This window comes from Methylocystis sp. Sn-Cys (assembly GCF_016745395.1).
GTDB classification, from domain to species: domain Bacteria; phylum Pseudomonadota; class Alphaproteobacteria; order Rhizobiales; family Beijerinckiaceae; genus Methylocystis; species Methylocystis iwaonis.
On the sequence record NZ_JAERVJ010000011.1, the window covers coordinates 68,842 to 81,643 of the forward strand.

At 64.0% G+C, this 12,802-nt stretch carries 14 protein-coding genes; 11 read left to right on the forward strand and 3 right to left on the reverse strand.

All coding sequences use genetic code 11. The features are described from left to right. Nucleotides 1–79: 79 nt before the first annotated feature. Together JJT62_RS18135 and JJT62_RS18140 are read right to left on the reverse strand one after the other, a co-directional pair. Nucleotides 80–1,249, reverse strand: coding sequence for a YncE family protein (locus JJT62_RS18135; RefSeq protein WP_202074199.1), 1,170 nt, complete (start codon nucleotides 1,247–1,249; stop codon nucleotides 80–82). 84 nt (nucleotides 1,250–1,333) lie between these two features. After that, the gene (locus JJT62_RS18140) at nucleotides 1,334–1,930 is read right to left on the reverse strand and encodes a TetR/AcrR family transcriptional regulator (protein WP_202074200.1); all 597 of its coding nucleotides are present in this window, start codon (nucleotides 1,928–1,930) and stop codon (nucleotides 1,334–1,336) included. A gap of 526 nt (nucleotides 1,931–2,456) precedes the next feature. Here JJT62_RS18140 and rpmH point away from each other — a divergent pair. The 7 genes from rpmH to JJT62_RS18175 all read left to right on the forward strand — a co-directional run bounded on the left by rpmH (nucleotide 2,457) and on the right by JJT62_RS18175 (nucleotide 8,708). Then, entirely contained in the window at nucleotides 2,457–2,591 is a 135-nt protein-coding gene (rpmH, locus tag JJT62_RS18145; protein ID WP_165052887.1) for a 50S ribosomal protein L34, read from the forward strand. 40 nt (nucleotides 2,592–2,631) lie between these two features. Continuing rightward, nucleotides 2,632–3,072 (forward strand): ribonuclease P protein component, encoded by a 441-nt coding sequence (gene rnpA / locus JJT62_RS18150; protein ID WP_202074201.1) that lies wholly within the window; start codon nucleotides 2,632–2,634, stop codon nucleotides 3,070–3,072. After that, a complete protein-coding gene (yidC, locus tag JJT62_RS18155) occupies nucleotides 3,069–4,841 on the forward strand; it encodes a membrane protein insertase YidC (protein ID WP_202074202.1) in 1,773 nt (590 codons plus the stop codon). Before rnpA ends, yidC begins: the two co-directional genes overlap by 4 nt. A gap of 141 nt (nucleotides 4,842–4,982) precedes the next feature. Then, nucleotides 4,983–5,630 (forward strand): ribosome biogenesis GTP-binding protein YihA/YsxC, encoded by a 648-nt coding sequence (gene yihA / locus JJT62_RS18160; protein WP_202074203.1) that lies wholly within the window; start codon nucleotides 4,983–4,985, stop codon nucleotides 5,628–5,630. A 141-nt stretch (nucleotides 5,631–5,771) separates the two neighbouring features. Further along, entirely contained in the window at nucleotides 5,772–6,641 is an 870-nt protein-coding gene (argB, locus tag JJT62_RS18165) for an acetylglutamate kinase (protein WP_202074204.1), read from the forward strand. Nucleotides 6,642–6,799: 158 nt separating this feature from the next. Continuing rightward, a complete protein-coding gene (locus JJT62_RS18170; protein WP_202074205.1) occupies nucleotides 6,800–7,507 on the forward strand; it encodes a pyrimidine 5'-nucleotidase in 708 nt (235 codons plus the stop codon). A 103-nt stretch (nucleotides 7,508–7,610) separates the two neighbouring features. Further along, the gene (locus JJT62_RS18175; protein ID WP_202074206.1) at nucleotides 7,611–8,708 is read left to right on the forward strand and encodes a metallophosphoesterase; all 1,098 of its coding nucleotides are present in this window, start codon (nucleotides 7,611–7,613) and stop codon (nucleotides 8,706–8,708) included. 311 nt (nucleotides 8,709–9,019) lie between these two features. Here JJT62_RS18175 and JJT62_RS18180 read toward each other — a convergent pair whose 3' ends face one another. After that, entirely contained in the window at nucleotides 9,020–9,547 is a 528-nt protein-coding gene (locus JJT62_RS18180) for a DinB family protein (RefSeq protein WP_370568586.1), read from the reverse strand. Between the two features lie 146 nt (nucleotides 9,548–9,693). Between JJT62_RS18180 and dapD the strand changes: the two genes are divergently transcribed. From dapD to dapE, 4 genes are all read left to right on the forward strand, one after another. After that, complete coding sequence (gene dapD / locus JJT62_RS18185) at nucleotides 9,694–10,551, forward strand: 2,3,4,5-tetrahydropyridine-2,6-dicarboxylate N-succinyltransferase (RefSeq protein WP_202074217.1); 858 nt, start codon at nucleotides 9,694–9,696, stop codon at nucleotides 10,549–10,551. Next, nucleotides 10,551–11,039 (forward strand): hypothetical protein, encoded by a 489-nt coding sequence (locus JJT62_RS18190; RefSeq protein WP_202074207.1) that lies wholly within the window; start codon nucleotides 10,551–10,553, stop codon nucleotides 11,037–11,039. Before dapD ends, JJT62_RS18190 begins: the two co-directional genes overlap by 1 nt. 32 nt (nucleotides 11,040–11,071) lie before the next feature. After that, entirely contained in the window at nucleotides 11,072–11,299 is a 228-nt protein-coding gene (locus JJT62_RS18195) for a DUF1902 domain-containing protein (RefSeq protein WP_202074218.1), read from the forward strand. A 205-nt stretch (nucleotides 11,300–11,504) separates the two neighbouring features. Beyond that, nucleotides 11,505–12,662: a succinyl-diaminopimelate desuccinylase gene (gene dapE / locus JJT62_RS18200; protein ID WP_202074208.1), complete on the forward strand. Its 1,158-nt coding sequence runs from the start codon at nucleotides 11,505–11,507 to the stop codon at nucleotides 12,660–12,662. Nucleotides 12,663–12,802 lie beyond the last annotated feature (140 nt).

Genomic DNA, 12,802 nt, shown 5'->3' on the forward strand with positions numbered 1-12,802 from the left:
TCCAGGGCCGCGGTGGCTGCCCTGGATTGCTTCGTCGGCTTCGCCTCCTCGCAATGACGAAAATTAATTGGTCGCCGCCTCAATCGCTATCCGTGTTCCATTGCGGCATGAGGATGATGCAGTTGGGGTTGAAGCCCGCCTTCTGCAGGACGTCGATCTTGCCCGCCACTTTATTGGCCTGGAGATCGATCACGGTCACCGAACCGTCGTTCATGTCGGGCAGGTTGAGCAGGCTGTTCTGGACGAAGGCGTAGCGGCGGTCCGGAGAGAAGACGAAATGATGCGCGCCCGCCGCCGCGGGGATCGAGGCGAGAAGCCTCGGCTGCGTGGGCTCGGCAATGTCGAAGATGTTGAGCGCGCCGGGCTTGGCGGTCGTCACATAGAGCCGGTCGCCCGCCTCGTTGAACTCCATTTCGAGCGGCATGCCCTGGCCGATCGTCGAAAAGTCGTAAGCCTTGGCGAGATCGAAAGACTTGTCGGCCTCCCGCCAGACGGCGCGCCACAGCGTCCCGCCGAGCATATTGGTGACAAAGGCCGTCTGCGGCGACTTCTTGGGGACGAAGGCGGTCTCCACCGGCGCCTCGGCGGTGGGCGAGGGCTTTTCAGAGACTTTCTGAGTGGCGAGCAGCTTTCCGGTCGACGCCTGCACGAGCGTGATTGTTTCGCCCGCTTTCGAAAAATCCGCCGGATCGACCGTGCTCGTCACGACGAGCAGGTCGAGGCTCTCGTTCAGCGTCAGCCCATGCGGGTGCTCGATGAAGGGGCGCGGTGGTTCGCCGGCGGCGGGCTTCGGCGCGCCGATGACGGCGAGCGTCCTGTTGGTTTGGGCGTCGCCCATGATGACATTGCTGGAGCCCATGCAGCTCAGGAACCAGCGCTTACTATCGGAGGTGAACACCATGTCCTCGCCGACCTTGCAGTCGGGGACGGGAAACACTTCCGGGTCATCCGGAAATTTATTGATGTCGTAAACCGCGATCGCTGAGCGGCCGAGCGAAGTTGCATAGACCTTTGTCCGCTCCCTGTTGAAATAGATGTGGTGCGCGACGAAGTCGGGCGGCAGCGGAGCGTCCTTGACGATCTTATTGAAATTGGGCGAGGCGGGGTCGATGTCGATGATCGCGACGCCTTCGCGGCGGGGCGCGACGCCGGGTTTGGTCTCATAATTGAGCGCAGCCAGAATCTCCGAATGCGCGGGCGCGGCGGCGAAGGCGGCCAGTGCGCAGAAAAAGGCGACTGTTCTTTTCATTTGTTTCTCTCCCTTTGGTATTAGACCGGTCGTCTAGTTTAAGCTGACGAAAGGGGCGAGCGGTCGCCTCCTTTTGAAATTAGGTCAGGCCGCGCAATAACCGAGGAGCGTTTCCTCGATGAAGCCGTAGAGCGGCGCGGCGGATTGCTCGATCTTCATGCGCAGCATGGCCCCCTGCCAGCCGTCGATCAGCAGATCGGCCATGGCGCGGGGGGATCGGTCCTTGCGCGCGACCCCTTCGATTTGCGCCCGGGCGATTCCATCGGCGAGAAGATCGCGATAGCGATCGACGCCCTTCTTCAGAGCCGCGCGCGAGGCGGGGCTCGCGTCGGCGATTTCCCCCATGAGATTGCCGAGCAGACAGCCGCCCTTGAAGCCATTCGCCTCGAGCTCGCTGGCGAGCTCCCGGAAATAGGCGGCGAGGGCGTCGAGCCCGTTCCTCCCCGGCTCGCGCAGGCGCTCGCCCAGACGGCGCAGGAACGGCGCGAGATAATGCGCGATCGCCTCGGCGCCGAACGCCTCCTTGCTCTCGAAATAATAGTAAAAGGAGCCCTTGGGCACTTGCGCGGCTTTGAGAATGTCGGAAAGGCCGGCGCCGCGATAGCCGTTCATCAGCATCAGCGCGACGCCGTGGTCGAGTAGGCGCTTGCGGGTGTCGTCGGTAGTCTTGCGATTGGACATAGGGGTATTATTAGACCGGTCGTCTACAATGTCAAATAATGCTGGACCCCGCGCCTTCAGGCGCGCAGAAAAAGGCGAGCCTGAAGGCGCGCGCAGTCTCTCGGAAACTCCCGAGGCGGCCTCGTCCTTCGAGACGCGAGCTTCGCTCGCTCCTCAGGATGAGGCCTAAGTGTTTGGCGCAGATGCAAAAGCCCCTCATGCTGAGGAGCCTGCGCAGCAGGCGTCTCGAAGCACGAGGGGCGCCGGCGCCGCTTTGTCAGCGGCCTGAGCAAGCTTGGCTCGCGGGCCGGGCGAGGCCTCTGGATTTGTCCGAAAACGGACGGCGGCGTCATTGACTTGCGCTGAGCCTTTCTCCTATATGCCACGCGCGGCGCCGCTCCGAGAGGGGCGGCGTCTAATCTGTTTTGCCGTCCCGTGATCGGCGGTCCCATGCGCTTTTCGAGCGCGGCGGGAAGGAAAAGCGGGCAGGGCGCATTGGAAGGCGGGCCAAGGCCGGAGGGGCCGCGGTTCGCGACGGAGACATTCGGTGAAAAGAACCTATCAACCCAGCAAAATCGTGCGCAAGCGCCGTCACGGCTTCCGCGCCCGCATGGCCACCGTCGGCGGCCGCGCCGTCATCGCTGCCCGCCGCGCCCGCGGCCGCAAGCGCCTCTCGGCCTGATAGGGCTTCTCGCGATCGACGGAACAGGCGGACGGCTGAAATGACGACCGACGCCCCCGTCGAATCGCAAAAGCCCGAGAAAAAGCTGGCGCGTCTGCGCCGGCGCCAGGATTTCGTGCGTGCGTCGAAGACCGGCGCGCGCTTTTCGGCGCGCTTGTTCACGCTTCAAATGGCGGGGCAGGGCGGGCCGGAAGAGACGGTCTCTCCAGCGGAGGCGCGTTTCGGCTTCACTGTCACCAAGAAGGTCGCAGGAGCCGTTGGGCGCAATCGAATCCGCCGCCGTCTCAAGGAGGCGCTCCGCATAAGCGGAGACCTTGGCGCGCGGCCCGGCCGCGATTACGTGTTCGTCGCCCGGCGAGGGGCGCTAGACGCGCCATTCGCCCAAATCGTCAGTCAGATGGCCGAAGGCTTCGCGCGGCTCGATGAGCGCAGCGCCGCGAAGGCCCGGCCAAAACAGAAAGACAGGCCTGCCGCGTCATGACGGAAAACACCAAAAACATGCTCATGGCCGCGGCGCTCTCGATGATCTTCATCGGCCTGTGGGACTATTTCTACGCCTTTCCGGAGATGGAGCGGCAGCGTCAGGCGCAGGTCGAGCAGCAGCGCATGGCCAAAATCCCCAAGCTCGGCGCGCCCGACAAGAGCGCCGCCGCGCCGGTCAAGATCGCCCGCACCCGCGAAGAGGCGCTCGCCGAGAGCCCGCGCATCGCCGTTGACACGCGCACGATCTCCGGCTCGATCGCCCTCAAGGGCGGCCGCGTCGACGACGTGTCTCTCAAGAATTATCGTCAGACCGTCGATCCGACGAGCCCGATCATCACGCTGCTCTCGCCGGAAAACGCCCCGGGCGCCTATTACGCCGAGCTCGGCTATCTGACCGGCGAAACCGAAAACGCGCCGGCGCTGCCGACGACCGAGACGCTCTGGACGGCCGATTCGGACAAGCTCACCTCCGGCAAGCCGGTGACGCTCACCTGGGACAATGGCCAGGGCCTCGTCTTCAAGCGCGTCATTTCGGTCGACGACGAATATCTGTTCACGATCAAGGACAGCGTCGAGAACAAATCCGCCAAGCCGGCGCCGCTCTACACCTTCTCGCGCGTGATCCGCGTCGGCCGCCCGCCGTCCGCCGGCTACGCCGCTTTGCATGAAGGCTATGTCGGCGTCATCGGCGATCAGGCGGAGGAGCTCACCTACGACAAGATCGAGAAAGAGCCCAACTACACCAAGACCTTCAAGGGCGTTGGCGGCTGGGTCGGCTTCACCGACAAATATTGGGGCGCGGTCGTCGCCCCTGCCCAGGACATCGCCTTCGAGGCCCGTTATATGGCCATGGGCGGCGCCACCAAGACCTATCAGGCCGATACGGTCAGCGAGCCCAAGACGATCGAGCCCGGCGCCAGCGCCGAGACGACGACCTATGTCTTCGCCGGGGCCAAGGAAATCGATACGCTCGACGCCTATAAGGCCAATCCGGGCCTGAAGCGCTTCGATCTCTTGATCGACTGGGGCTGGTTCTATTTCATCACGCGGCCGATGTTCCGCCTGATCGACTTCCTCTACAAGCTCTTCGGCAATTTCGGCGTCGCGATCCTGGCGGTGACGGTTATCGTGAAGCTCGCCTTCCTGCCGCTCGCCAACAAGAGCTATCAGTCGATCGCCAAGATGAAGGAAATTCAGCCCAAGATCAAAGAGCTGAAAGAGAAGTTCGGCGACGACAAGCAAGCCTTCAACATGGCGCAGATGGAGCTCTACAAGCGCGAGAAGGTCAATCCCGCGAGCGGCTGCCTGCCCGTGCTGCTGCAGATCCCGGTGTTCTTCTCGCTCTATAAGGTGCTCGTCGTGACGATCGAAATGCGTCACGCGCCCTTCTTCGGCTGGATCAAGGACCTCTCGGCGCCGGACCCGACCAATATCTTCAATCTCTTCGGCCTGCTGCCCTTCGATCCGACCCATGTCGCCTTCTTCGGGCCCTATCTGGCGCTCGGCGTCTGGCCGCTGGTCATGGGCGTGACCATGTGGCTGCAGATGAAGATGAACCCGGAGCCGACCGACGAAATCCAGAAGACCATGTTCGCCTGGATGCCGGTGATGTTCACCTTCACCATGGGCGGCTTCGCCTCTGGCCTCGTCATCTATTGGTCGTGGAACAATCTGCTCTCGATCACTCAGCAGGGCGTGATCATGAAGCGCGCCGGCGTGAAGTTCGAGCTGTGGGACAATCTGCGCAAGACCTTCGGGCTGGCTTAAGCGGCGTCCGGGTGGACCGCGCGCCTTCAGGCGCGCATTGAAGCGAGCCTGAAGGCTCGCGGTCCACTGGGAGCCCGTCATGGCCGGGCTTGTCCCGGCCATCCACGCCAGTCAGATGACAGCGAACGCTGGGCGACCGCCATGACTGAATTCCTCGAAGACGGCCGCCTTCTCTTCGCCGGCCCTTGCGATTTCATCTTCGCCAGCGCCAAGGCGGGCGACCTGCCGCCGCTCGGGCCGCCGGAGATCGCTTTCGCGGGCCGCTCCAATGTCGGCAAATCCTCGCTTCTCAATGCGCTGACCAACCGCAAGACGCTTGCCCGCGTCTCGCATACGCCCGGCCGCACGCAGCAGCTCAATTTCTTCGCGCTCGGCGGGGAGCCCGGCGCCGAGCAGCTGCGCCTCGTCGACATGCCGGGCTATGGTTATGCGGCCGTGAGCAAGGAAAAAGTCGCGAGCTGGGGCGCGCTGATGCGCGATTATCTGCGAGGCCGCGCCTCGCTCGCGCGGGTCTTCGTGCTCGTCGACGGGCGGCGCGGCGTCAAGCCCGTGGACGCGGAGATGTTCGATCTCCTCGACCAATCGGCCGTCTCCTATCAGGTCGTTCTCACCAAGCACGACGAGCTGAAAATCTCGGAGCGCGGAGCCGTCGTCGCCGCGACCACCGAGGCGCTATCGAAGCGCCCGGCCGCCTATCCGGAGATCATTTTCACCTCTTCGCAGACGGGGGAGGGGATTCCGGCGCTGCGCGGCGCCGTCGCCCAGCTTCTGGCTGAGCGGGGGGCTTGAATATGAAGGATCGAACGGGCTAGTTCGGCAGCGCCCCCTCCCCAGCCCTCCCCCGCGTTGCGGGAGAGGGAGCAGATTCGGGGCTTCATCCGGGGATCGGGGAGGGATGGGTCCGGCGCCAATGATCCAGGAAGTTCTCCCATGACCGTCTCGACCACTGAAAGCGCGCTCGAACAGGCCCGCATCCTCATGCAGGCGCTGCCGCATATGCTGCGCTACGACGAGGCCATCGTCGTCGTGAAATACGGCGGCCACGCCATGGGCGACGACGAGGTCGCGCGAAATTTCTCGCGCGACATGGTACTGCTCGAGCAGTCCGGCGTGAATCCGGTGGTCGTTCATGGCGGCGGGCCGCAAATCGGCTCCATGCTCAAGCGGCTCGGCGTCGAATCGCGATTCGCCGACGGCCTGCGCATCACCGACGGCGAGACCATGGGCATCGTCGAGATGGTGCTCGCGGGCTCCATCAATAAGCAGATCGTCGGCTACATCAATTCCGAAGGCGGCCGCGCCATCGGCCTGACCGGCAAGGACGGTCGCATGCTGACGGCCAAGAAGCTCGAACGCTCGGACGGCGTCGATCTCGGCTATGTCGGCGAGCCCGACAAGGTCGACACGACCGTTCTCGACCAGGTGCTCGGCCGCGAGCTGATCCCCGTGCTGGCGCCGGTCGCGCAGGGGCCGGGCGGCGCGAGCTTCAACGTCAACGCCGATACCTTTGCGGGCGCCATCGCGGGCGCGCTCGGCGCCAAGCGCCTGCTGTTCCTGACCGACGTTCCCGGCGTGCTGGATAAGAACAAGGAGCTCATCCGCGAGCTGAAGGTCGCCGATATTCCGGGCCTCATCGCCGAAGGCACGATCACCGGGGGAATGATCCCGAAGGTCGAGACCTGCATGTATGCGATCGAGCGCGGGGTCGAGGGCGTGGTTATTCTCGACGGCAAGCTGCCGCATGCGGTGTTGATCGAATTGCTGACCGACCACGGCGCCGGCACGCTGATCACGCGGTGAGGAAACGTGGAACGCAGGACGCTTTGCAAGAGGATTCCCGTCATGCCCGGCCTTGTGCCGGGCATCCACGCCGGACGGCGATGAGCGAGGGCCAACGCATTTGCCGCGTGGATGGCCGGGACAAGCCCGGCCATGACGGTTGTCGTGGCTGACGGACGATGAGCAACCCTCTAGGCGCTGGCCTGAACGATCGCTTCTCCCACATCGACACTTGGGTGTTCGATCTCGACAACACCCTTTATCCGCAGACGGCCGACCTCTGGCCCAAGATCGACGCGCGCATCACGCTGTTCATGATGCGCCTCTTCGGCCTCGACGCCATTTCGCTGCGCGCGTTGCAGAAACATTATTATCTGCGCTACGGCACGACGCTGCGCGGCTTGATGATCGAGCACGAAGTCGAGGCCGAAGCCTATCTCGAATTCGTCCATGACATCGACCGCTCGTCGCTCGAGCATAATCATTCGCTGGCCGAAGCGATCGCGGCTTTGCCGGGCCGCAAGCTGATTCTCACGAACGGCTCGCGCCATCATGCGATCGCAACGGCCAAGCAGCTCGGGATCGATCATCTCTTCGAAGATATTTTCGACATTATCGCCGCAGATTTCATCGCCAAGCCGGAGGAGGCCGCCTATGAACGCTTCTTCGAGCGGCTGAAGGTCGAGCCGAGACGCGCCGTGCTTTTCGAAGATATTCCGCGCAATCTGCTTGTGCCGCATCGGCGCGGGATGACGACAGTGCTGGTTCTCCCGGGCGCGGGAGAGGCGGTCGAGCGCGAGGCCTGGGAGGTCGCGCGCGGCGACGAGCCTCATGTCGATTTCGTCACCGACGACCTCGTGGGTTTTCTCGAAACGCTCGGTCGCTGACACTTAACCGTCATTCAGGCGACATTGCTCTGTCTTGGCCATTACTTAGGCCTCCAGCCGCCGGCTGCGTCGATCGTACGGGCCGATGGATGGAGAGCCCGTAATGAAAAAATTCCTTTCCGCCGCCCTGCTTGCGGCTCTATGCGCCGCGCAGGCGCCCGCGCTCGCCGATGAGCGCGACGAGCATGAAGATTCCGCCCGCAAGACGATCGCCGTCTTCGGCGACTGGCCGTACAACAAGCTGCTGATCGACAATGCGAAGCTGCTGATCGACTCGGTCAATAAGGACGGAGACGTCAGCCTCGTCATGCATCTCGGCGATATTCATTCCGGCAGCATGCCGTGCACCAGCGCCGGCATCCTGCCGCCGGTTCCGACGTCCGACCCGGGCTATAATCAGAAGATTTTCTCGTTCTTCCAGCAGTTCAAATCGCCGGTCGTCTATACGCCGGGCGACAATGAGTGGACCGACTGCCATCGCACCAAGGAGGCCACGAGTGCGCCGCTCAATGAAATCGCCTCGATTCGCACCCTGTTTTTCGCGCGTCCCGGCCACACGCTCGGGCTCACCGACAAGACCGTCTACACCCAGGCTGAGAAATTCGACCCCAACTTCCCCAAGGACGCGCAATATGTCGAGAACGTCCTGTGGTCGGACGCGCGCGTGATGTTCGTCACCCTGAACATGCCGGGTTCGAACAACGACAAGAACGCCTGGACGAATGGTTTCGAAGGCCCCGCGCATCAGCAGGAAATCGCGGGCCGCACGGCCGCGGCGGTTCGCTGGCTCAACACGGCCTTCCAATTCGCCATGCGCTATCGGATGAAGGGCGTCGTGATCGGCATTCAGGCCGATATGTGGGACCACTTCGCGGCGGCGCCCGGCGGCGACGGCCTCGACGGCTATACGGGCTTTGTGAATGAGCTGGCGCGTCTCAGCGTCGCCTTCGGTAAGCCGGTGCTGCTGCTCAACGGCGACTCGCATATCTTCACGGTCGACAAGCCGCTCGCCGATCCGTCGAGCGCCACGGGCCAGATTCACAAGACCATTCCCGTGCCGAATCTGACCCGCATCACCGTGCAGGGCTCGACGGTCGCGCCGGCCCAGTGGCTGAAGCTGACCATCGATCCGCGCTCGGCCAATCTCTTCAGATGGCAGAATGTGCCCTTCTGCAAGGACCCGCTGACGAGCTGCCAGTAAGGTGGAAGAAACCCCATAGGTTCGCGCTTATGGGGTTAATTTCCGGGGCGGCCTCGTCCTTCGAGACGGGCGCTTACACATCCTCGTGTCGCCGCCCTCGTCATGGCCGGGCTTGTCCCGGCCATCCACGCCGCGCAACGGCAGCGGCTGCTGGGTAATCGCCGAAACTTTAGCGTCAACGAGAGGAATAACGCGTCTCGTTGGGCCATGCCCCTGGGCGTGGGTGGCCGGGACAAGCCCGGCCATGACGGCCCCCAAGATGGGTGACTCCGTTGGCCCCAGGGCGTCAACGCATCTGTCAGCGAGTTAATCTACGCAAACTGCATCATCGCCAGATCCGTCCCGTGTGGCCGCGCCCCCGCGGCGGTGAGCATGGCGTGAACCTGCCCGCGATGGTGTGTCTGGTGATTGAAGATATGGATCACGACGAGATGCTTGGGCTTCGAGATCGTGCTTTGAAGCAGGCCCGAATACCAAGCGAGATCTCCTTCAAGCGCCGCAGAGTCGAGACTGTCCGCCCAATCGATCAGACGCATGTCGGTTTGTTCGCGATCGGCCTTCAAGGCCGCCCACTCAGCGCGGAACGCGCTCGAATCATCCAGGCTGCACGCCGGCTGCGGGCCCCCCGCGAAGCGGCTGAGCCACATATGGTCCGCCCACAGCAAATGATTGAGCGTCGCATGGATCGATTTGAAGAAAGCGCCTCGGTCCTTGCGTCGCTCGTCATCGGATAAGGCGTCAGCGGCGGCATAGAGGTTTTGGTTCTGCCATTGATTGTAGCGCGCCATGGTTTGCGCAAAGGATGGGTCGATCACCGGCTTGCCTTTCTCGTGATCCAAAATCGCGTTTTCGCTGCCGCCTCTTTCCAAGGCCCGCCGGCGCCCCCGGTCAAGAGCGAGGCGCGGCTTTGCGGCTGGGCTGAGAGTTGACTCCCCCCGCCATGCGCCTACAAACCGGCCCAGCTTTCTCCACCCATGGGACCTTTATGCCGCACACCGGATTAGAAACCCTCATCACCGCCGCCTTCGAGGATCGCGCCAATATCAACGCCGAGACCCAGGGTGATATCCGCCGCGCCGTCGACAGCGCGCTGCGTCTGCTCGACGCCGGCAAGCTGCGCGTCGCGGAGAAGATCGAGGGCAAGGAGGGGCCGGAGTCCTGGCAGGTCAATCAGTGGCTCAAGAAGGCCGTGCTGCTCTCCTTCCGTCTCAACGATATGGCGGTGATCGCGGGCGGGCCCGGCGGCGCCACCTGGTGGGACAAGGTTCCTTCGAAATTCGTCGGCTGGGGCGCGGGCGAGCATAGCGCGGCGGGCTTCCGCTCCGTGCCGGGCGCCATTGTGCGCCATTCGGCCTATGTGGCGCCGGGCGCGATCCTGATGCCGTCCTTCGTGAACCTTGGCGCCTATGTCGACGCCGGGACCATGGTCGACACCTGGGTGACGGTCGGCTCCTGCGCGCAGATCGGCAAGAATGTGCATCTTTCGGGGGGCGTCGGCATCGGCGGCGTGCTGGAGCCGCTGCAGGCCAATCCGACGATCATCGAGGACGACTGCTTCATCGGCGCGCGTTCGGAGGTCGTGGAGGGCGTCGTCGTCGGCAAGGGCTCGGTTCTGTCGATGGGCGTCTTTATCGGCGCCTCGACCAAGATCATCGATCGCGCCACGGGTAAGGTCTACACGGGCTATGTGCCGCCTTACTCCGTCGTCGTCTCGGGGAGCCTGCCCGGCAAGCCGCTGCCCAATGGCGAGCCCGGCCCGTCGCTCTATTGCGCGGTCATCGTCAAGACAGTCGACGCGCAGACCCGCTCCAAGACCGGCATCAACGAGCTCTTGAGGGACTGATGGCGATCGACGCCGAGCGCATCCGCTTCCTCTACCGCACCGAGCAGGGGCGCATCGATCGCGCCACCTGGCTCAAAGGCGCGGGCGCGCTGGCGGCGGTGATTGCGCCTTTCTTCCTCATCTGGCTCGCGCTCTCGCCCTATACGGAGCATGATCTCGCCAAGGACCCGTTCTTCGTGCCGATGACGGCCGTGGCTTACAGCTTTGTCCTCGTCTACGCCTTTGCGATCCTGCTCGTCGCGGTCTGCTATGTGAATCTCTCCGCCAAGCGCTTCCGCGACCTCGGCCGGCCCGCGCCGGTCGCGCTCGCTGGGCTTGCGCCGCTCGTCGCGCTGATCGACGGCGCGACCCGCTGGCTGCAGCCGCGCGTGGCCGAGGTGATGCCGATCTATTGGGTCTGGGGCGTGGACGCCGTGCTGGTCGGGGTGATCGCCTGGTCCGTCTATGAGCTGGGGTTCAAGGAAGCGCGTTCGCCTGAGCTTTCTTGACAACCGGCAGGGAGAGGCCGACCTTTTTGTCCATGCCGAAACCTGTGCAAATCGACGCCGAATGGGACGACGAGGCGCGCGTCTGGATCGCGACAAGCGACGACGCGCCGGGCCTCGTCGTCGAGGCGGAAACCTGGCAGTCGATGATTGACGACGTGCGGGCGGTATTGCCGGCGCTGCTCGACCTGAATGAGGGCTTTTCCGGCGGCCTTACGCTGACCTTTCGGGCGGAGACGCGCCTCGCTCTCGCCGGCGGCTGATGTCGCGCCGAACGACGCTGTCATTCCCGACGCTCGCGCAGCGAGTGATCGGGAATCCAGAGCAAAAATAGCGCTTTTGTGGCTCTGGATTCCCGCCTAGCCGGGAAGGACGTCGTTCGAGCAGAAAATGCTATCTTGCCGCGTTCGACCAAGTCCCGCCGCTCCGCGCGCGAGGCCCTGAAACATCCGCCGAAAGCTTTCTGATATGCCCCTCTCACGCGCCGTTTCCCTCTCCCGCGATCTCATCCGCTGCCCTTCGGTCACGCCCGCCGACGCCGGCGCGCTCGATGTGGTGGAGCGCGAATTGAAAGCCGCTGGTTTCGAGACGCATCGGCTGATTTTCACCGAGCCCGGCACGCCGGACGTCGATAATCTCTTCGCCAAAATAGGCGCAGGCGTGCCGCATCTCGTCTTCGCCGGCCATACCGATGTGGTGCCCGCCGGCGATGTCGCGCGCTGGAGCGCAGATCCTTTCGCGGGCGAGATCATCGACGGCCGGATCGTGGGCCGTGGCGCGAGCGACATGAAAGGGGCGATCGGCGCCTTCATGGCGGCGGCGCTCTCCTATGTCGCCCGCCATGGCGCGCCCAAGGGGACGATCTCCCTCCTCATCACCGGCGACGAGGAGGGGCCCTCGATCAATGGCACAGTGAAGATGCTCGACTGGGCGCGGGCGCGGGGCGAAAAATTCGACCACGCCATCGTCGGCGAGCCGACCAATGTCTCGGCGCTCGGCGATATGATCAAAATCGGCCGGCGCGGCTCGCTCAACGGCAAGATCCGGGTGATCGGCAAGCAGGGCCATGTCGCCTATCCGCATCGCGCGGACAATCCCGTGCCGGCCATTGCGCGCATCGTCTCGGCGCTCTCGTCCTACGAATTCGACCGCGGCACGGCGCATTTCGACCCGACCAATCTCGAAGTCTCGTCGATCGACGTGGGCAATCCGGCGGTCAATGTCATTCCCGCGGAAGCGAGGGCGCAATTCAACGTGCGCTTCAACGACGCCTGGACGCTCGAGACGCTGCGCGAGCGCATCGCCGCCGTGGTCAAGGAGGCGGCCGGCGCGGCGCGCGTGGAGCTGGCGTTTTTGCCGAGCAACGCGGTGTCCTTCCTGACCGAACCCGGCGCATTCACGGCGCTGGTCAGCGAGGCCGTGACGGCGGCGACGGGGCGGACGCCGGAGCTTTCGACGAGCGGCGGCACGTCGGATGCGCGTTTCATCACGCGCGATTGCCCGGTCGTGGAATTCGGCCTGACCAATGAAACCATCCATGCCGTCGACGAGAACGCCCGCGTGGCGGATATTGAGGCGCTGGCGGCTGTGTACGAGCGGATTTTGGAGGCCTATTTCGCAGGCTAGGGGCGCTTTTCCGCCGCCCGCGCCGCCGCTGTCGTGAAATTGCAAAAAAGGGTGTTGACAGGAAAGCCGCTACCCCTTAAATCCACATTCATCGACGGCGGCGCTGCCAACGGTTGCAGCGGATGCGGTCGCTTCTTCGT